Origin of the sequence: Solidesulfovibrio sp., from assembly GCF_029978005.1 — a bacterium.
Lineage (GTDB): Bacteria > Desulfobacterota > Desulfovibrionia > Desulfovibrionales > Desulfovibrionaceae > Solidesulfovibrio.
The window spans coordinates 21,021-38,844 of sequence record NZ_JARKOZ010000137.1 but is presented as its reverse complement, the minus strand read 5'-3'; the positions used below and the strand labels follow the sequence as shown (position 1 = coordinate 38,844).

Below are 17,824 nucleotides of genomic sequence, written 5' to 3'. Positions count from 1 at the left end.
CGCAACGCCCACCAGCGACTCCTCCACGGGCGAGAGCTTGCCCGCGCCGCACCGCGGCCCCAGGTTCCAGGTGCTCGGCACCACCAACTGGTAGTTGGCCGTCCTGCCGCCCTCGATGCGGACCCAGTGCGACAACCCGCCGCGGGTGACGGCGTGGCTTTTCGTTTTCGAATGATGAGGCCGGGAGCAATGAAAAGGCCCGAAAGCGTGGTTGCGCTCCCGAGCCTGAACAGGTTGTTGGAATGTCGCCTTGTCGCACGTCCGTCTGAACAAGCGATGCTGCTTCGTAACAGCGTTGAGAACGTAGCCCAGGGCTACTTCTTCGGCGGGAAGTTCGCCGGGTCGATGACGAACCATACCCCGGCAACGCCTTGGCCGTTGGTGTCGCCGGCATTGGCGTCCTTGAAGAAGTAATACAAGGGATAGCCGCGATAGGTCACCTGCTTGCCGTCGTCCTTGGCCAGCGTGCCGAAGTCCTTGGCCTCGAGCCCTTCGCCGACCGTCACGCCCTCGGACAGAAGCGGCGGCCATTTGCCGAGGCACTCGCCCGTGCACACGGACTTCCCCGGCGAGTCCTTGGTGAAGTAATACAACGTCAGGCCCTTGCCGTCGACGAGATAGGACCCGACTCCTTCCTTTTGCCGCACCTTGACGGCGACGTCCTCCGCCCAGGCCGAGGCCGCGCTGGCGACCAAGAGGCCAAGGACGAGGAGCAGCCGGAGCCATATGTTCCTGGACATGGATTTCTCCTTGGAAAGAGGCGTTGGACCGCATTTCCGGTTGCCATCCGGGAAGCCTCCTCTGTCATTCTCCCAAGTCGGTCCGTTATTCCCTTCTGTCAAGGTGGGCACGCCATGATCGCCCGCACAGCCTCTTCTCGGCTTGCCGTCGCGCGGAATTTTCCCCGTGAAATTCGCATGTTGTGGGCAGGCACCCTTGATGGTCCCCGTTGAAAAAGCCGCCGGCCTGACCGAAAATTTTCGCATCGCCTGAACCGGACAGAGCCGCCACAGGAGGCATGCCCGTCTGCGCCGCCCGCCATTCCCGGCCTGCCGCCCTTGGGAGCGGGGCACGAGTCGGCTTGTCGTGAAGCGCGCCACGGTCAGGGCCTCAGGCCCGAGCCGGACTTCGGTCCTGCCTTTCCCTCACCACGCCGCCTCTTTCTCTGTTTTCGCTTCTTTCTCCTGTGGCGATTGCTCGTTCGCCTTCGCGATCAGCAACAAATGATAGAGCGGAGCTGCGGCCGCAAATGCCTTTTCGAGAAGAGCGGCGAACTTCGGACTGAAGAAGTCCGCATCGAGGGGCTTGTTGATGACGACATAGATGTTCTTCCTCCGATACCACTCCAAAATCAGGTCGGGCTGTCCCTCGGGAAGGCGCGGCCGCTTGTAGCGCTCGCCCTCGACGGCGTACCCGGCTTGCCGGGCTTGCTCCATGGCTTGGAGGTATTTTCTGGGAGCGGACTCGATATGGTCCCTGACCGCGCGCATGCCCGCCGCCGTCGCCACATACGATCCCATGCCGTAACGGTAGCCCTCCGGAGAAAATTCCATGAAGAAGGCCGGTCTGGTCGACCAATCTTGCTCTGGCCGTTTCAGCGCGATCCACTGGTTCACGCGATAGGGCGATTTGTCTTTTGAGAATCGGACATCACGGACGACTCGCGAGATCGCACCGTACCGGGGGTTGACTTCCAGTTCGGGGTCGATGTCGAGCATGGCGGGCGCGATTTTGGCGACGAGCTGCCGCATGGGAACCTGTACGGCCTGTTCGTATACCTGCTTGTGTTGTGCGAACCATTCCCTGTTGTTGTTTGCGGCAAGTTCTTGCAGAAATTGTATGGAGGCATTGGTAAAAGGGGAGGGGAGGGCTGCTTCGGCCATGCGGTTTCCTTTTTAGGCTCTGCATTGAGGAGGAAAAGGAAGCGACTGCGCGCGGGGGCCCGCCAGTCGAAAGGTCGCCAGTGGACCATGCCTGGCCGCCTCTGTAGCGGAAAGAGCGAGCCGCGTCATCCGGGCGGAAGGACCGAGCCATGCAAGCCACGAGATTCCCGGGGATTTCCCCGGGAAAACGGCGTTCTCGGACGGCGGAAAATGCCTGTAGGCCGGGGCGATCGACAGAAAGGGAGGGCAGGGACCGCTGCTCGCGACGCGGCTCTGTCAAAACGAAAAGCCGCCCAGCGCTGGACGGCTTTTCCGGAAATCTGGCGGAGAGGGAGGGATTTGAACCCTCGAACAGGGTTTAAGCCCCGTTACCCGCTTAGCAGGCGAGCGCCTTCGGCCAACTCGGCCACCTCTCCGCAACACGGCTTGATAAACACTTGCCCCCCGACGGTCAAGAAAAATTCCGCCATGTCGTGCACATCCTTTGCTTCTGGCCCTTTACAGAGCGCCGGCCCCCCGGCTATGCTCCCCCCTCGGCATCAGCCAGCCCCCTCAAAAGGAGTCCAGGGCATGAAAAAGTTCGCGCGTATGGAGCGCCTACCGCCATACGTCTTCGCCACCGTCAACGAACTCAAAATGCAGATGCGGCGGCGCAACGAAGACGTCATCGACCTCGGCATGGGCAACCCCGACCTGCCCACGCCCCCCCATATCGTCGAAAAACTCGTCGAAGCCGCACAAAAGGCCGTCAACCACCGCTATTCCGCCTCGCGAGGCATCAAGGGCCTGCGAAACGCCATATCCGGCTGGTACAAGCGCCGCTTCGACGTGGACATCGATCCCGAAACCGAGGCCGTCGTCACCATGGGCGCCAAGGAAGGCCTGGCCCACCTGGCTCTGGTCATGCTCTCGCCCGGCGACGTCGTCTTCGCCACGGACCCGTCCTACCCCATCCACCCCTATTCCTGCATCATCGCCGGGGCGGACGTGCGACGCATCCCCATCAGCTGCGACCGCGACTTCATCGAGGACCTGCTGGCCGCCACCAGACAGACCTGGCCCCAGCCCAAGCTGCTCATCATCTCCTTTCCGCACAACCCGACCACGGCCACGGTCGATGTCGCCTTCTTTCAGCGCATCGTGGATTTCGCCAAGGAACACGACATCATGGTGATCCACGACTTCGCCTACGCCGACTTCGGCTTCGACGGCTACCAGCCGCCGAGCTTCCTCCAGGCCAAGGGGGCCAAGGACGTGGGCGTGGAGTTCTTCTCGCTGACCAAGAGCTACTCCATGGCCGGCTGGCGCGTGGGATTCTGCTGCGGCAACCCGGAGATGGTCCACGCCCTGACCCGCATCAAAAGCTATCTCGACTACGGCATCTTCCAGCCCATCCAGATCGCCGCCACCGTGGCCCTGAACGGCCCGCAGGAGTGCGTGCGCGAGATCATGGACGTCCACCAGGATCGCCGCGACGCGCTTATCGAGGGCCTCAGCCGGGCCGGCTGGGACGTGCCCGCGCCCCTGGCCACCATGTTCGTCTGGGCCAAGATCCCGGAGGAATTCGCCCACCTCAAGTCGGTGGAATTCTCCAAGCTGCTCCTGCGCGAGGCCGGCGTCGCCGTCTCGCCGGGACTCGGCTTCGGCCATTTCGGCGACAACCACGTCCGCTTCGCCCTGGTGGAAAACCGCCATCGCATCAACCAGGCCATGCGCGGCATAAAAAAGGTGCTTTCCGGATGAACGCCGCAAGCGACGCCCCCGTTCGTATCGGACTGGCCGGACTCGGCACCGTCGGGTCCGGCCTCGTGGCCATCCTGGAGCGCAACGCCGACTGGATCAGGCGGCGTCTGGGGCGCGGTCTCGTCGTGCGCAAGGTCCTCGTGCGCGACCTTGCCAAGCCGCGCGCCGTGACCCTGCCCGCCGGCGTCGCCCTGACCGCCGATCCCGCCGACCTAGTGGCCGATCCGGACATCGACATCGTGGTCGAGCTCATGGGCGGCATCGACGCAGCCTTTGCGCTCATCCACAAGGCCCTTTGTGCCGGCAAGCACGTGGTCACGGCCAACAAGGCCCTGCTCGCCGAGCGCGGGCCGGAACTCTTCGCCCTGGCCGCCGCAAAGGGCCTCGGGCTCTACTACGAGGCCAGCTGCGCCGGGGCCATCCCCATCGTCGAGACCCTCAAGGAGTCTCTGGCCGGCAACCGCATCAAGAGCATCATCGGCATCCTGAACGGCACGGCCAACTATATCCTCAGCAGCATGAGCGACAAGGGCCTGCCCTTCGCCGACGCGTTGCGCAAGGCCCAGGAGCTGGGTTACGCCGAGGCCGACCCCACGCTGGACATCGAGGGCCTCGACGCCGCCCACAAGCTCATCCTGCTCATCCGCCTGGCCTACGGCCGCAACCTCCCGCTGTCGCGGCTGTTCGTCGAAGGCATCACCCGCGTCACCCCCGAGGACATCCGCTTCGCCGGCGAGTTCGGCTACACCATCAAGCTCATCGGCCAGGTCCACGAGGCCGACGGCAAGCTCGTGGCCGGCGTGTGCCCCATGCTCGTGCACCAGGACTTCCTGCTGGCCAGCGTCAAGGGGGCCTACAACGCCGTGCGCGTGGAGGGCGACGCCGCCGGCTCCATCCTGCTGCACGGCCGGGGCGCGGGCGACCTGCCCACGGGCAGCGCCGTGCTGGCCGACATCATGGCCCTGTCCCGGGCCGGCATGACGCCCAACAACACCGGCTTCGTCGCCGAGCCCTTGCCCGACGCCGACGTCCTCGACCTCGACGACGCCGTGTGCCCGCACTACATCCATTTCACGGTCAAGGACCAGCCCGGGGTCATGGCGGCCATCTCCAAGTCCATGGGCGTGCATGGCGTGAGCATCCGCCAGGCCGTGCAGAAGGGCGAGCCCGAGGACGGCTACGTGCCCATCGTGTTCCTCACCCACGAAGCCACGGAACGCGCCATCCGGGGCGTGCTCGAAGACGCGGTGGACATGCCCTTCATCAAGCCGGGAACGGTGCATTTCCGGGTGTTGTAGGGAAGGGAAGAAGAAAAGAATAAAAGAATGCCTCCGGCGGCCAGGAGGGGCAGTGCCCCTCCTGGACCACCCCGCAAGGGGGGAGGTATGAATTGGGACAGCAAGGGCCGGCGCAAGCCGGTTTTTCGCTGGAGAGGGGAAAGGCGAGTCTATGGACGGACGGCGCATCGAGGTGGCGATCCTGGTGTTTCCGGATGTGGAGCTGCTCGATTTCTGCGGCCCCTACGAGGCCCTGTCCGCCTGCCGCCTGGACGAGGCGAAGCGGCGCGAGGAGCCGTCGCCTTTTCGCGTCCGGCTCGCGGCGGCGAACGTCGATCCCGTGGCCAGCGCCAACGGGGCGCGCTTTCTGCCCGACGTGACGCTCGGCGACTGCCCCGCGCCGGACGTGCTGCTCGTTCCGGGCGGCTGGGGCGTACGCGCCGCCCTTGACGACGAGGCGCTCGTCGGCTGGATCAGGGACACGGGGGCGAGGGCCGGGACCGTGGCCGGCGTGTGCACCGGCTCCATGCTGCTCGGCAAGGCGGGGTTGCTCGCCGGCCGGCGGGCGACCACTCATTGGCGCTCCCTCGACTGGATGCGCGCCTCCTACCCCGACGTCACGGTCGTAAGCGACCAGCATGTGGTGGAGGACGGCGACGTGGTCACCAGCGCCGGCATCAGCGCCGGCATCGACCTCGGCCTGCGCCTGATCGCGCGCTTTTTCGGCGAGCCCGTGGCCCAAGCCACCGCCCGCCACCTGGAATACTTCTGCCCCGAGGGGAACAAGCGCCGGGTGCAATTGCCCCCCCATTAAAAGTTTTTGAAGGGAGTCCAGAGGGAAACTTTTTCCAAAAAGTTTCCCTCTGGCCGCCGGAGGCTCTTCTTGTCCAAACTCGTTTTCCTCATCGCCGACGGCATGGGCGACCTGCCCGTCGCGGCCCTGGGCGGCAGGACGCCCATGGAGGCGGCGGATACGCCCGTCATGGACCGCCTGGCCCGGGAAGGGCGGGTCGGGCTTTGCCGCACCGTTCCCCAGGGCATGGCCCCGGGCTCGGACGTGGCCAACATGTCCCTGCTCGGCTTCGACCCGGCCGCCCACCACACCGGGCGCGGCCCCATCGAGGCGGCGGCCGTGGGGCTCGCCCTGGCCGGCGACGACGTGGTCTTTCGGCTCAACACCGTGACGGTGAGCGAATTTTCCGACGACGGGCTCATGCGCGACTATTCCGCCGGGCACATCGCCACGGAGGCGTCCACGCGGCTGGTAGAGCGCCTGGCCCGGGAATGCCTGCCCGAAGGGTACGCGCTTTATCCGGGCGTGCAGTACCGCCACCTGCTCGTTGCCCGGGGCGCGGCCGGAAGGGAGGAGGCGGGGCTGGCCGTGCGCCCCCCCCACGACATCACGGACCGGGGCATCGCCCCGGACCTGGCCGAAATGCGCCGCGCCCCGGCCCTGTGGGACTTCGTGCGCCGGGCGGCGGAGATCCTCGCCGGCCCGGACAACCCGAGCAAGGCCAACGCCGTGTGGCCCTGGGGCCAGGGCCGGGCGCTGACGCTGCCCGATTTCCGCGCCGCCTTCGGCCTTCGCGGGGCGGTGGTTTCGGCCGTGGACCTGGTCAAGGGCCTGGGGAGGGCCGCCGGCATGGCCGTTTTGGACGTGCCCGGGGCCACGGGGCTGCTCGACACCAACTACGAGGGCAAGGTGGCGGCGGCGCTGGAATTTTTAAAAGACGGCGATTTCGTCTTCGTCCATGTCGAGGCCCCGGACGAGTGCGGCCACGGCGGCGACGCCGCGGCCAAGACCGAGGCCGTGGCCCGGTTCGACGCCCGGGTGGTCGCGCCCATGCTGGCGGCGCTCGGGGACGAGGCGGCGTTCCTGATCGCCTGCGACCACCCCACGCCCATCGCCATCCGCACGCACACGGCCGACCCCGTGCCTTTTCTTTTCTGGAAGCAGGGGGTAACGCCCTCGGGCGTGGCCGCCTTCAGCGAACGCGAGGCGGCGAAAACCGGCCTCGTCGTCGCCCCGGGACATGCCCTGCTGCCCCGGGCCGCGGCCTGGGCCGGAAACGGCAACGACTAGGCGGACGGTCATGGCGCTTTTCCTCAAGCCCGAGGAGTTTCCCTCGCCCGATTCCCGGCTGGCGCTGACGGTCTCCTACGGCGAGACCGACCGCATGGGCTACGCCTATTACGGGCACTATCCCCACTGGTTCGAGCGGGGCAGGGGCCATTTCATCCGGGAGCGCGGCATGAGCTACGCCGAGGTCGAGGCGCGCGGAGTGTGGCTGCCCGTGCGCGACCTGGCCGTGCGCTACCTGCGGCCGGCGCATTACGACGACGAGGTCGTGGTGCGCACCGCCGTGAGCGCCTGGGGCCGCGCCTCCATCGCCTTCGCCTACCAGCTCTACGGCCCCCCCGAAGGCTCCGTGCTCCTGGCCGCGGGCGAGACGCTCCATGCCTGCACCGCGCCAAGCGGCCGGCCCATGGCCGTGCCGGACTGGCTGCGGGCGCTTTTCACCGCTTAACCTTCTCCCTCGCATCAGGCACCATGTTCATCGACATCCACACGCACGCCTATCATCCGAAGATCGCGGACAAGGTCCTGGCCCAGCTCGAAGGGCACTACGGCATCCCCCCCGTGGGCACCGGGCAGATCGACGACCTGCTCGCCCGGGCCAAAGCGGCCGGCCTCGACAAGGTGGTGGTCCACAACGCGGCCACGGCCCCGGCGCAGGTCGTGCCGGCCAACAACTGGGCCATCCGCATCCACCGCGAGAACCCGGCCATCATCTCCTTCGGCACGCTGCACCCGGATTTCCCGGATTTCGAGCGCGAGCTCGAGCGGCTGTGGCGCAACGGCATCAAGGGCATCAAGTTCCACGCCGACTTCCAGGGCTTCCGCCTGGACGACCACCGGCTCTGGCCCATCTTCGAGGCCCTGTCCGGCCGCTTCACGGTCATGCTGCACGTGGGCGACCGGCTGCCGCCCGAGGAGAACAATTCCTGCCCGGCCAAGGTCGCGGCCATCCTGCGCGACTTCCCCAAACTTACGGTGATCGCCGCCCACATGGGCGGCTACCTGCACTGGCAATACGTGCTGGAGCATCTGGCCGGCAAGGACGTGTACATCGACACGTCGAGCACCATGGCCTTCATCGACGACGACACGCTCTCCCGCATCGTGGCCGCCCATCCCCGCGAGCGCATCCTCTTCGGCAGCGATTATCCGCTGTTCGACCCGGGCGTCGAGATCGCGCGGCTGCGCAAGCGGCTCTCCCTTCGCGACGCCGAGCTCGAGGCCATCCTTGCGGCAGGAAGCGCACTTTTCCGATGACGAAAATGTCCATTGACTTCCCCGGGGGCCTCGTGCTGGAACGACGAAGCCCCGGCGGACAGTCAGGGAGCCGCTCTGCGGCCGGGGCTCAAGGAGTACCGTCGATGAGCATCCGATTGCAGATCCTCTGCTCGCTTGGCGTCATGTTCCTTTTGAGCTGTCTCATGTTCGTGCCCACCTGGCGCGTCTACTCGGATCAGAAGGCCGACGGCCAGACCGTCGCCTTGACGGCCATGCAGCGTGACATGGTGCATCAGATCGCCAAGGACGCCGTGGTCAAGGCGCGCCAGAACGCGGCCGCCAAGGACGCTTCCGCCTGGTCCGCCGCCTTCCGCCCCCGGTTCGAGACCATGGACCGGGCCGCGGCGGTGTTGGCCAAGGGCGGCGATTTTTCGGCTGGTTCCAAGACCTTTCATATCGAGGAGCCCGAACCCGAGGCCGCGGCCCTGTACGCCGACGCCAGCCAGCTGATCAAGGTGTTCGCCGCGTCCGTCGATGCCTTGTCGGGCAAGTTCGACGACGCGGCCCTGGAAAACGTCATGGCCTCCTCCGGGAAGCTGACGGGCGCGCTGGACAAGGCCCTGGACGAAGTGCTGCGCGAGGACCAGAGCGATCTCGGCCGGCTCATGACTATCGAGGTCATCTGCCTGGCCGTTGGCGCGGTGATTTTCTTCCTGGTGCTGGCGACGCTTGGCCGCACCCTCAACCGGCCCCTGGCCCGGCTGCGCGAATTCGCCACGGCCGTGGCCGGCGGTGACCTCAAGGTCGCGCCCAAGGGCGACTACCCGCCGGAACTGGCGGAGCTGCGCGACTCCCTGTCCCGCATGGTGACGGCGATCGAGGCGAACATGGCCGAGGCGCGCAAGAAGGGGGTCGAGGCCGAGGAACACGCCGTAGAGGCCGAGAAGGCCCTCGAAACCGCCCGGGAACAGGAGGCGCGGGGCCAGGAGCTCCTGGCCAAGATGTCCGAGGCCGCCGGCAAGGCGCGGGGCGTGTCCGAATCCATGATGGACGCCTCGGGCAACCTGCTCGCCGAGGCCCGGCAGGTGGCCGACGGCGCGAGCCACCAGCGCGACCGCATGATCGAGACGGCCACGGCCATGGAAGAGATGAACGCCACCGTGCTCGAGGTGGCCAGGAACGCCGCTTCGGCCGCCTCCAGCGCCGACGGGGCCAAGGCCAAGGCCATCACCGGGGCCGAGGGCGTGCGCTCGGCCGTGACCTCCATCGAGAACATCCGCCAGCGCATCCTGGAGCTCAAGGAGTCCATGACGCTTCTGGGACAAAAGGCCGACAACATCGGCCACATCATGAACGTCATTTCCGACATCGCCGATCAGACCAACCTGCTGGCCTTAAACGCCGCCATCGAGGCGGCAAGGGCCGGCGAGGCCGGGCGCGGCTTCGCCGTGGTCGCCGACGAGGTCAGAAAGCTCGCTGAAAAGACCATGACCGCCACCAAGGAGGTCGGCGACGCCGTGGCCTCCATCCAGGGCCAGGCCCGGGAAAACATCGCCGCCGTGGAATCCGCCGCCTCCGGCATCGAGGAAAGCACGCAGGCCGCCGCCGCCTCGGGCCGGTTCATGGACGAGATCGTCGGCATCGTGGAAACCACCGCCTCCCAGGTCGAGTCCATCGCCACGGCCTCGGAGGAACAGTCCGCCACCTCGGAAGAGATCAACCGGGCCGTGGAAGAGGTCAACCACATCGCCGGAGAGACCGCAGGCGGCATGGAAACCGCCATCGCCGCCCTGACCGCCCTTTCGTCCCTGGCCGGGGAGCTCGACGACGTCATCCGCCGCATGACCGGCGAGGAGGGGACGACCCGCCGCGTGGTCTCGGCCGCGGCGCGCGCCGTGACCGCCGTGCCCCGGACGCCGCTGCCGGCCTCGCGCCCGGCGGCCAAGCCGTTGCCGGCGGGAACGCGCGCTCCGGTCAAGGCCAGGCCGCTCCCGGCGGCCAGGCCCAAGGCGCTGCCGGCCCCGTCGTCCGCCAGGGCGGCCGCGACGCCGCCGTCCCGCTCCGCCCCGGCCAAGGCGGCCGCCGGCAACGGCGGGTCCAAGGCCTGCTCCATCGGCAGCGCCATCCTCCAATGGGACCAGTCCCTGGCCGTGAACATCAAGGACATCGACGAACAGCACCAAAAGCTCGTGCAGATGATCTGCGACCTGCACGAGGCCATGCGCTCGGGCAAGGGCAAGGATCATGTGGAGCCGATCCTGCGCGAGCTGGAGGAGTACGCGGTGGAGCACTTCGGCTTCGAGGAGAAGCTCATGGAGAAGCACAAGTACCCGGGCTATCTCAACCACCGCAAGGAGCACGAGAAGTTCGTGGACCAGGTCATCGCCTTCGGCAACGATTTCCGCGCCAACCGGGCCGCTCTGACCACCGAGGTCATGAACTTCCTCAAGAACTGGCTCGTCGGCCACATCAAGGGCACGGACAAGAAATACGGCCCGTTCTTCAACGAACGCGGCGTGCTGTAGACGCTTTCCCGTTCGCGAGAAAAGCCCGGAGCGTCGGCGCGCTCCGGGCTTTTTTCATGGGCTTGGGTCGAGTCCTCGAATAAGCCTAGCTTGGTCCGAGGACCACATTGCTATATGCCTTGTTTTTTTCAGTATATTGGCGAACCGTTCCGGGATGCGGCCCTCGGCGCCGGTCAGCGGGACAGGGTCTGGGGCGTCTGGCCGTGCAGGTCCTCGATGAGGCCCGCCAGTCTGGCCGCCGACTGGGAGAGGCGGTCGAGCTCCTCCTGGGCGTCGTCCATGCCCCGGGCCGTCTCCTCGGACACGAGGCTGATGTCGGCCAGGGCGCGGTTGATCTCGTCCGAGGCCGCCGTCTGCTGGTCCGTGGCCGTGGCGATGAGCCGGATCTCCTCGGTGGTCTTCTCGGTCATGGCCACGATGTGGCGCAGGGACTCGCCCGATTTTCCGGCCAGCTCCGTGGTCGCGGCCACGGCGGAAACGGCCGCGTCCATGCCGGCCACGTTTTCCCGCACCGCGCCGTCGATGGCGGACACCACCGAGGCCACCTCGCCCGTGGCCTGCATGGTCTTTTCGGCCAGCTTTCTCACCTCGTCGGCGACCACGGCGAAGCCGCGCCCGGCCTCGCCGGCCCTTGCCGCCTCGATGGCGGCGTTGAGCGCCAGCAGGTTGGTCTGGTCGGCGATGTCGGAGATGACGCCCATGATGGCCGAGATGCCCTTGGCCCGCTCGCCCAGGGCGTCGAGGCTGGCCTTGAGGCCCACGGAAAGCTCCCGGACCTGGTCGATGGAGCGGGTGACCTCGTCCGTGGCGGTGAGCCCCTGGCGGGCGCCTTCCCGGGCGGCCTGGGCGCTTTCCGTGGCCCGGCCGGCGTTGTGGGCCACCTCCACGACCATGGAGCTCAATTCCTCCATGGCCGTGGCCGTGACGGCCGTGCGGTCGTGCTGCCGCCTTGAGCCGCCGGACACCTGGGCCACGCGGTCGGTCAGGGCGTTGCCGGCCCGGGCCACCACGTCGGCCAGGTCCTCGAGCCTCGCCGCCGCCTCGGCCATGCCTTCGAGGCGGGCGCGTTCGGCCCGGGTCGTGGCTTGTTCGGCCTCGCGGCGGCTGGTCTCGGCTTCCTCGCGCCGGGCTTCGGCGGCTTTCCTCTCTGCCTCGATGGCCTCGAAGGAGCGGCGCAGCTTCTCGGCCATTTCGGTCATGGCCGCCATGACGCCGCAGTCGTGGCGCTTGGCCTTGCAGGCGAGCTGGACGTTTTCGAAACGACCGGCCGCCACCTCCCGGGCCAGGTGGGCCACGGCCTCGGGCTCGGCCCCGAGCTGGCGCAGGATCCCGCGCGACACCAGCCAGGCCGTGGTCGCGCCGATGGCCAGGGAAATCGCCAAGAGCAGGTATTGCAGCTTGAGGTCCGAGGCCAGGGCTTCGACCACTGCCGTCACCTGCGCGCCGGTGGCCGCGAACTGGCCTTCCTTGAGGGGATTGATGCGCTCGGAAAGGGCCTCGGTGCGCTTGTCGAAGTCCTCCATGAGGGCGTTGCCGGCTTCGCGGCCGTCCTTGATGTAGACCTTGGCCATGCGTAGGCCGACTTCGTACATGGCCTCGAAGTCCGCGGCGATGGCCTCGATTTCCCGGCGCATGGCCGCGTCGTCGCGTCGTCGCGCCACCTCCAGGAATTGCGTCGCGCCCTGGCGAAAGGTCCGGGCCGCCTTCTCGGCCTCGCCGAACCCGTCCTCTTCGCCCGTGGCGGAAACGTCGGTGAGGAACTGCTGCACGTTGACGGACTCGAACTGCATGCGCGCCGCCACGTCCGCCATGGGCAGGGTTTCGTCGTGAATGCGCGTCGCCTGGCGGCGCACTTCGTCAAGGGAGGCCGAGAGCAGCAGCGTGCCCGTGGCCATGGCCGCCAGCACAAGCCCGAACCCCAATCCCAGTCTGGCCGAAATCGTCAGTTTCATGCGAACCGTCCGCGTGTGTAAGGGTGAGAGTGGCCCGTGCGCGAGGCGCCCTGGCTGCTGCTGGCGAATCGCGACGATTACGGGTAGAGTTACAGGGATCGAGGGGTCGCGGTCAAGAATATGGCGAAATTCGTTGCAGCGGGCAGGCGTGGGGACGGGGACGTGCTGGACATCCTCGTGCCGACCGGAGACGGCATGGCGTTCGTTCGGGCCAGGATCGCCCTGGGGCGTGCGCCGGCCGTGATCTGCCTGCATGGCCTCGGCGATTCGCACCTGGCTTTCGAGGACGCCTTCGAGACGCGCTACCTCGACGGGGCGAGCATCGTGGTCTGGGACATGGCCGGCCACGGCGCAAGCCCCGGGTGTCGAGACTACTCCATGGAGGCCAGCGCCGCAAGGCTGCGGGCCGTCATCGACCACCTGGCCGACGCTCATGGCCTGCGCCCGTCGCCGCTGCTCCTGGTCGGGCATTCCGTGGGCGGCATCCCGGCCATCTACTTCTGTCGCGACGCCCCGCCGGGCGAGGTGGGGCGGCTCATCCTGGCCGAGGCCTCGGTCACCCGGTTCGGCTCCTTCGTCACGGCCCACGCCGAGGCGGCCCGGCTGTCGGGCCGTTTCCCGGAGTGGTACAAGGAGTTTCGGGAGCAGGTGATCTTTCGCGACTACCTGGGGCGCTTCCCCTTTTGCCGCCATTACTACGCGTCGTTGCGCTTCTGCGGCCAGGAGGCGTTCCTCCAGACGGTGCTCGCCGTGCGCCGCACGGCCAAGGCGTTGCCCGGCAAATGGAGCCATGCCGCCGGCGAGGCGCTCTCGAAGCTGTCCGTGCCGGCAATCTACGCCCACGGCCGGGACGTGGCCCCGGAAACCCTGGCCTTTCTGCAGGAAATCGGCGTGACGACGCGGCCGTTTCCCACGGACTGCCATTTCCTCATGCAGGCCATGACCGGCGAGTTCTACGGCCTGCTCGGCGAATGCTGTCGCGAGGCCAGGGGATAGTCGTTTCGGCCGCAACCCAAGGAGGCCTTATGGACGCCTTCCGCTTCGCCTTGACGGACCAGGAAAAGGACTACCTCAAGGACCTCGTGCGCCTGCGCATCGCGGCGAGGCTCGCCGGGCGCAAGGCGGCCCTGCCCGAGCCGCCTTCCGACGTGCTGCGCGAGCCCCACGGCGCGTTCGTCACCCTGACCTTGCGCGGCCGGCTGCGCGGCTGCATCGGCCACATCGTGGGCGATGCGCCCCTTTACGAGACCATCGCCGAAATGGCCGAGGCGGCCGCCTTCGGCGATCCGCGCTTCCCGCCGCTTTCCCGCCAGGAATTCGACCAGCTGGCGGTGGAGATCTCGGTTTTAAGCCCCCTGACGCCCTGTCCGGACGCGTCCCAGGTCACGGTAGGCCGCCATGGGCTGCTCGTGCGCCGGGGCGGTCGGTCGGGCCTGCTCTTGCCCCAGGTGCCGGTGGAGTGGGGATGGGACCGCGAGGCCTTCCTCGACCAGACCTGCCGCAAGGCCGGCCTGGAGCCCGGCTGCTGGCGCGAGCCGGGCACGACGCTCCTGTGGTTCGAAGCCGAGGTCTTCTAGGAGTTCTCCGCAACGATCCGCTTCACGAAGAGCACCCGGTCCTCGCCCGGGCCGTCGTAGTCGCCGTGGACGGCCTGGCCGTCCACGACCTTGTCGCCTGCTTCGACGGCGAAACCGAGGCGGGTGTGGAAGGCGATGGAATTTGCGTTGGCCGGCGAGGTGACGCAGTGCACCTCCCGGCAGCCGAGGCTTGCCACGGTCTCGAAAAAGCGCCCGTACAGGGCGCTGGCCAGCCCCTGTCGCCTGCGGTCCGGGTGCACCCCCATGAAGTGCACGTAGGCCTGCCTCGGGTCCGTCCGGGAGACGAAGCCGATAAGAAAGCCGACCGCGCTTCCCGCCTCCTCGGCCACGAAGCTCGTGTCCCGGAAATGCTTGAAGAAAAGCCGGGGCAGCATGTCCGTCATCTTGCGTTCGTTCCACCAATCGTCGAGCACGGCGATGATGCCGGGATAATCCGATTCCTCGGCCTGGCGTAGGCGCATGGGCTTTCCTCCGGTCTGCGTGTCACGGGTCGCCGGGGAGCGCCGCGCGTCGACCGTGATCGGCTTTGGTCCACGACACCCGTGCCCGGCCGGGCAAAGGCTCATTTTCTTTCCGCGCCCGTCGCCAGGGTCGCCAGCCTCGCCAGGGCGTCGAGATAGCGCTCCCGGCCGACGAAAAAGAGGTCGTTGTGCCCGGCCCCGGGGATGAGGAGCAGGGCCTTTTGGGCCGAGGGCGAGGCGGCGTAGAGCGCCCTGGCTTCACCCGGGGCGATGAGGTCGTCTCGCGCGCCGTGGATGAAAAGCGTCGGCCCGGCGTAGCTGCGGACGTGCTCCAGGTTGCCGAAACCGTCCGCTTCCGTGATGCCGTAGGCCCGGGCGTCGAGGCCGAGCACACGCAAAAGCGCCAGCGTGCCGGCGAAGCCGCTTTCGACGACCAGCCCGTCCACCCCCCCCGGGTGCGAGGCGGCCAGGGACAGGGCGCAGGCGCTGCCGAGCGACCGGCCCATGACGATGAGCCTCGGCGACGCGCCGGCGGCCTCGAGCCGCGCCTTCACGAAACCGAAGGCCGCGTCCGCGTCCGAAGCGAGCCTGGAGGCCGTGGGTTCGCCCTCGGACAGGCCGTAGCCGCGAAATTCCGCCACCACCAGATTGAGCCGAAGCCCGGCGAGGAGCGGGGCCAGGTCGTCGTAGTCCGAGGCGATCTCGCCGTTGCCGTGGAAAAGGAGCAGCGTGGCAAAGGACGCGTCACTGATGTGCTCGCGCAGGTGAAGCCGCGTGCCGTCCGGGGCGGCGGCGAAGCGGTCGCGGCTTTGCCGGGCCGGGGCGGGCTCGGGCCGGGGATGGAAGAGCCGGGCGGCGATGGCCGGCCGGTCCAGGACGGTCGTGTCGGCCATGAGGGCCTCCGGGGCCAGGGTCGCGGCCGCCGCGACGAGCAGGACGGCAAGGGGCCGAAGCATTTGACGCATGAAGCAACATGCGATCAAACAAGGAAAAAATCAACCGGCCGCCCATGTCTGCGGCATTGCTCCCGATCAACGGACCGTTGCCGAACCGCCTTTGTGCGCCACCGAATCATCCGCGTTTCGGCGTGTATTCCATCCGGCCCGGACGTAGAGGGGAGACGCCTGGAAAAAGCGGAGCACAGGCCGGGCCCGATGCCGGGACGCAGAAAAGGAGGACGTCATGGGACTTCTCACCGCGACGAGCGACTGCCGGCTGGCCATGGGCAGCATCGGCGTCATGCGCCGGATCGTCAGCACCTTGCTGTTGGCGCTCACTGGGCTGCTCTTCATCTTCGGGGTCAAGGAGATGATCATGCTCGGCATGATCATCGTCCAGCCCGTTTCCTGGGATGAGCACGCCTTTTGGATCCATACCTACAACCTGTTCATGGCCTTGGAATTCGTATTCATGATCATCAAGTACTTCGAGGAGAATTTCCATTTTCCCTTGCGCTACATCCTCTACATCGCCGTGACCTCGGTGTGCCGGTCCATGATGATCGACCACGGCCAGCTGGTGGCCTGCGCCGGAGCCATCGTGCTTTTGTCCGTGGCCTATATCCTGGTGACGGCGCGAAACGCCCTGGCGGCGCGGTTTCTGCCGGACGAAGCCACGGCGGCCTGAGGCTTCGGAGGATTCCTGAAATATGGTCATTTCCTTGGCGCTGGTTCCTGTTTTTTGGGAGCGGCAGGCCGGATCGGGTCGGCCAAGCAGCGATGTCAAGAGGTTGCGGCGTATTCGCATTGGCATGGTTCTGGCTTTTATGGAGCAGGGTAAGCGGGCGGACGCCGTCTCGGGCGGCCAAAAGCAAAGGGGGAAGGTCATGAAGCGGTTGCTGTACGTCATGGTGGTGGCGGCGCTGGGGGCTCTCGTGTATGTGACCGATCCGCCGGGACTTCCGGCCGGTGAGAAGGGCGTGGTCAAGGAAAACGCCGTGGTCGCCTCGCAAAGCGCGGTGGCAAGGCTCGCCGAGGCGGGCATGGCCATGCGCCGCAATCCAGCGCCCGTGGTCGGGGCAACCGACCCGGAACCGCAACCGGACAAGCTTTTCGGCAAGAAGTGAGCGACGCAAGCGTTCGGCGCGACATGGGGAAACGCCGGACCGGCATGTGGGGGACGTCGGAGGGGGCGTCCCCCTTTTTTCATTGCCCGGCGTTGCAGGCGAGAAAGGGGCAAAAGCGCAGGGCTTCGGCCGTAAGCCGCGTGGCTTGGCCCGTGCCTTCGTACAGGACCAGGGGCGCGTCCAGGCGCAGTCCCGGCCGGCCGTTGCGCCGGGCGAGGACCAGCATCTGCCGGGCTTGGGCCTCGCGCCGGGGGGCCACGGGCAGGAGGCGCTTGATTTCCAGGCCGGCGGCGGCCAGGGCCGTGGCCACGTGGGCCAGGCGTTCGGCCAGGTGGACCAGCGCCAGCAGGCCGCCGGTGGTCAGGGCGTAGGCGGTTGCGGCGGCGAAGGCGGGAAGGCCGCCGTCGGTTTCGAACCGGGCCGCGTCGCGGCCGGGCGTGGCCGCCCGCCGGCCCGAAGAGGGGTCGCGGTAGGGCGGGTTGGCCAGCACCAGATCGAAGCCCTGGGCCGGGACCTGGGGCGCGTCGCGAATCTCCCGCACGTCGCGGCATAACGCCGTGAAGCGGTCGGAGAGGCCCAGAAGCTGCGAGTTGGCCGTCGCCGCCGCGGCCATGTCCGGGTCCTTGTCCAGGCCCAGCACGGCGCTGGCGTCGTCGTTTCGGGCGAGGAGCAGCCCCAGCCCCGCCGGGCCGCAGCCCGTGCCGAGGTCCAACACCCGCCGGCCGGGCGAAGGCGCGGCGAAGCAGGCCAGGAGCAGGGCGTCCGCGCCGAAGCGGAACCCGCCTTCCGGCTGGGCCAGACCGCGCGGGAAAAGGCGTCGGGCTTCCTCAACGGTCATGGCCGCCTCCCGGGAACGTGAGAATCATGAAAGCCGGGCGCGCGTTGGGCGCGCTTGTTGCAAGCCGTAGGACCGCCTCGCGCCTTGCCGCCGTCCGTGACGACAGGAGCCTTTCTCCCGGAAATCCGTTGTGCTTTCCGGGCAGGAATGGGATAGGAAGAGCAACGCCCCGAAAGGAGGAGAG

Annotated in this window: 18 protein-coding genes and 1 tRNA gene; 11 read left to right on the top strand and 8 right to left on the bottom strand. The window is 67.6% G+C overall.

Annotation, left to right across the window (positions count from 1 at the left end; translation table 11 throughout):
• From Q1K70_RS22175 to Q1K70_RS15515, 4 genes are all read right to left on the bottom strand, one after another.
• Positions 1-357, bottom strand: a 357-nt coding sequence (locus Q1K70_RS22175) for a nickel-dependent hydrogenase large subunit (protein WP_366521715.1), incomplete at its 3' end; no start/stop codon positions are given.
• Positions 315-740: a hypothetical protein gene (locus Q1K70_RS15525; protein WP_300161359.1), complete on the bottom strand. Its 426-nt coding sequence runs from the start codon at positions 738-740 to the stop codon at positions 315-317. The genes Q1K70_RS22175 and Q1K70_RS15525, both read right to left, overlap by 43 nt.
• Before the next feature lie 405 nt (positions 741-1,145).
• Positions 1,146-1,883, bottom strand: a complete 738-nt coding sequence (locus tag Q1K70_RS15520) for a DUF2461 domain-containing protein (protein ID WP_300161357.1) — start codon at positions 1,881-1,883, stop codon at positions 1,146-1,148.
• 321 nt (positions 1,884-2,204) lie between these two features.
• A tRNA-Ser gene (locus tag Q1K70_RS15515) sits at positions 2,205-2,299 on the bottom strand.
• A 154-nt stretch (positions 2,300-2,453) separates the two neighbouring features.
• Here Q1K70_RS15515 and Q1K70_RS15510 point away from each other — a divergent pair.
• The 7 genes from Q1K70_RS15510 to Q1K70_RS15480 all read left to right on the top strand — a co-directional run bounded on the left by Q1K70_RS15510 (position 2,454) and on the right by Q1K70_RS15480 (position 10,726).
• On the top strand, positions 2,454-3,626 hold the full coding sequence (locus tag Q1K70_RS15510; protein WP_300161355.1) for an aminotransferase class I/II-fold pyridoxal phosphate-dependent enzyme: 1,173 nt from the start codon (positions 2,454-2,456) through the stop codon (positions 3,624-3,626).
• Positions 3,623-4,924 carry a homoserine dehydrogenase gene (locus Q1K70_RS15505; RefSeq protein WP_300161353.1) on the top strand — a complete coding sequence of 434 codons (1,302 nt, stop codon included), beginning with the start codon at positions 3,623-3,625 and terminating at the stop codon, positions 4,922-4,924. Before Q1K70_RS15510 ends, Q1K70_RS15505 begins: the two co-directional genes overlap by 4 nt.
• A gap of 151 nt (positions 4,925-5,075) precedes the next feature.
• Entirely contained in the window at positions 5,076-5,717 is a 642-nt protein-coding gene (locus tag Q1K70_RS15500) for a DJ-1/PfpI family protein (protein WP_300161351.1), read from the top strand.
• A 69-nt stretch (positions 5,718-5,786) separates the two neighbouring features.
• Positions 5,787-6,986: a cofactor-independent phosphoglycerate mutase gene (locus Q1K70_RS15495; protein WP_300161349.1), complete on the top strand. Its 1,200-nt coding sequence runs from the start codon at positions 5,787-5,789 to the stop codon at positions 6,984-6,986.
• Positions 6,987-6,996: 10 nt separating this feature from the next.
• Complete coding sequence (locus tag Q1K70_RS15490) at positions 6,997-7,431, top strand: thioesterase family protein (RefSeq protein ID WP_300161346.1); 435 nt, start codon at positions 6,997-6,999, stop codon at positions 7,429-7,431.
• 23 nt (positions 7,432-7,454) lie between these two features.
• Complete coding sequence (locus Q1K70_RS15485) at positions 7,455-8,240, top strand: amidohydrolase family protein (RefSeq protein ID WP_300161344.1); 786 nt, start codon at positions 7,455-7,457, stop codon at positions 8,238-8,240.
• Between the two features lie 104 nt (positions 8,241-8,344).
• Positions 8,345-10,726, top strand: a complete 2,382-nt coding sequence (locus Q1K70_RS15480; protein ID WP_300161342.1) for a bacteriohemerythrin — start codon at positions 8,345-8,347, stop codon at positions 10,724-10,726.
• Between the two features lie 173 nt (positions 10,727-10,899).
• On the opposite strand, the gene Q1K70_RS15475 is transcribed toward Q1K70_RS15480, so the two are convergent.
• A complete protein-coding gene (locus tag Q1K70_RS15475) occupies positions 10,900-12,678 on the bottom strand; it encodes a methyl-accepting chemotaxis protein (protein ID WP_300161341.1) in 1,779 nt (592 codons plus the stop codon).
• Between the two features lie 162 nt (positions 12,679-12,840).
• Here Q1K70_RS15475 and Q1K70_RS15470 point away from each other — a divergent pair, with 162 nt between their 5' ends.
• Complete coding sequence (locus Q1K70_RS15470; protein WP_300161339.1) at positions 12,841-13,674, top strand: alpha/beta hydrolase; 834 nt, start codon at positions 12,841-12,843, stop codon at positions 13,672-13,674.
• A gap of 29 nt (positions 13,675-13,703) precedes the next feature.
• Positions 13,704-14,255, top strand: coding sequence for an AmmeMemoRadiSam system protein A (gene amrA / locus Q1K70_RS15465; protein ID WP_300161337.1), 552 nt, complete (start codon positions 13,704-13,706; stop codon positions 14,253-14,255).
• On the opposite strand, the gene Q1K70_RS15460 is transcribed toward amrA, so the two are convergent.
• Both Q1K70_RS15460 and Q1K70_RS15455 read right to left on the bottom strand, forming a co-directional pair.
• Positions 14,252-14,737, bottom strand: coding sequence for a GNAT family N-acetyltransferase (locus tag Q1K70_RS15460; protein ID WP_300161335.1), 486 nt, complete (start codon positions 14,735-14,737; stop codon positions 14,252-14,254). The two genes, amrA and Q1K70_RS15460, sit on opposite strands and share 4 nt — an antisense overlap.
• A gap of 101 nt (positions 14,738-14,838) precedes the next feature.
• On the bottom strand, positions 14,839-15,702 hold the full coding sequence (locus Q1K70_RS15455; protein WP_300161333.1) for an alpha/beta fold hydrolase: 864 nt from the start codon (positions 15,700-15,702) through the stop codon (positions 14,839-14,841).
• A 217-nt stretch (positions 15,703-15,919) separates the two neighbouring features.
• On the opposite strand from Q1K70_RS15455, the gene Q1K70_RS15450 reads away from it, so the two are divergent.
• Together Q1K70_RS15450 and Q1K70_RS15445 are read left to right on the top strand one after the other, a co-directional pair.
• On the top strand, positions 15,920-16,363 hold the full coding sequence (locus tag Q1K70_RS15450; protein ID WP_300161331.1) for a phosphate-starvation-inducible PsiE family protein: 444 nt from the start codon (positions 15,920-15,922) through the stop codon (positions 16,361-16,363).
• A gap of 199 nt (positions 16,364-16,562) precedes the next feature.
• Positions 16,563-16,802, top strand: a complete 240-nt coding sequence (locus Q1K70_RS15445) for a hypothetical protein (RefSeq protein ID WP_300161329.1) — start codon at positions 16,563-16,565, stop codon at positions 16,800-16,802.
• 79 nt (positions 16,803-16,881) lie between these two features.
• Here Q1K70_RS15445 and Q1K70_RS15440 read toward each other — a convergent pair whose 3' ends face one another.
• Complete coding sequence (locus Q1K70_RS15440) at positions 16,882-17,640, bottom strand: methyltransferase (RefSeq protein WP_300161327.1); 759 nt, start codon at positions 17,638-17,640, stop codon at positions 16,882-16,884.
• Between the last annotated feature and the right edge of the window lie 184 nt (positions 17,641-17,824).

Bases quoted from the DNA above. Each gene is read 5' to 3' on its own strand.
- Q1K70_RS15445 (WP_300161329.1), top strand. From the start codon at position 16,563: ATGAAGCGGTTGCTGTACGTCATGGTGGTGGCGGCGCTGGGGGCTCTC.
- Q1K70_RS15485 (WP_300161344.1), top strand. From the start codon at position 7,455: ATGTTCATCGACATCCACACGCACGCCTATCATCCGAAGATCGCGGAC.
- Q1K70_RS15455 (WP_300161333.1), bottom strand. From the start codon at position 15,702: ATGCGTCAAATGCTTCGGCCCCTTGCCGTCCTGCTCGTCGCGGCGGCC.
- Q1K70_RS15520 (WP_300161357.1), bottom strand. From the start codon at position 1,883: ATGGCCGAAGCAGCCCTCCCCTCCCCTTTTACCAATGCCTCCATACAA.
- Q1K70_RS15510 (WP_300161355.1), top strand. From the start codon at position 2,454: ATGAAAAAGTTCGCGCGTATGGAGCGCCTACCGCCATACGTCTTCGCC.
- Q1K70_RS15475 (WP_300161341.1), bottom strand. From the start codon at position 12,678: ATGAAACTGACGATTTCGGCCAGACTGGGATTGGGGTTCGGGCTTGTG.
- Q1K70_RS15460 (WP_300161335.1), bottom strand. From the start codon at position 14,737: ATGCGCCTACGCCAGGCCGAGGAATCGGATTATCCCGGCATCATCGCC.
- Q1K70_RS15505 (WP_300161353.1), top strand. From the start codon at position 3,623: ATGAACGCCGCAAGCGACGCCCCCGTTCGTATCGGACTGGCCGGACTC.
- Q1K70_RS15450 (WP_300161331.1), top strand. From the start codon at position 15,920: ATGGGACTTCTCACCGCGACGAGCGACTGCCGGCTGGCCATGGGCAGC.
- Q1K70_RS15500 (WP_300161351.1), top strand. From the start codon at position 5,076: ATGGACGGACGGCGCATCGAGGTGGCGATCCTGGTGTTTCCGGATGTG.
- Q1K70_RS15525 (WP_300161359.1), bottom strand. From the start codon at position 740: ATGTCCAGGAACATATGGCTCCGGCTGCTCCTCGTCCTTGGCCTCTTG.
- Q1K70_RS15480 (WP_300161342.1), top strand. From the start codon at position 8,345: ATGAGCATCCGATTGCAGATCCTCTGCTCGCTTGGCGTCATGTTCCTT.
- amrA (WP_300161337.1), top strand. From the start codon at position 13,704: ATGGACGCCTTCCGCTTCGCCTTGACGGACCAGGAAAAGGACTACCTC.
- Q1K70_RS15490 (WP_300161346.1), top strand. From the start codon at position 6,997: ATGGCGCTTTTCCTCAAGCCCGAGGAGTTTCCCTCGCCCGATTCCCGG.
- Q1K70_RS15440 (WP_300161327.1), bottom strand. From the start codon at position 17,640: ATGACCGTTGAGGAAGCCCGACGCCTTTTCCCGCGCGGTCTGGCCCAG.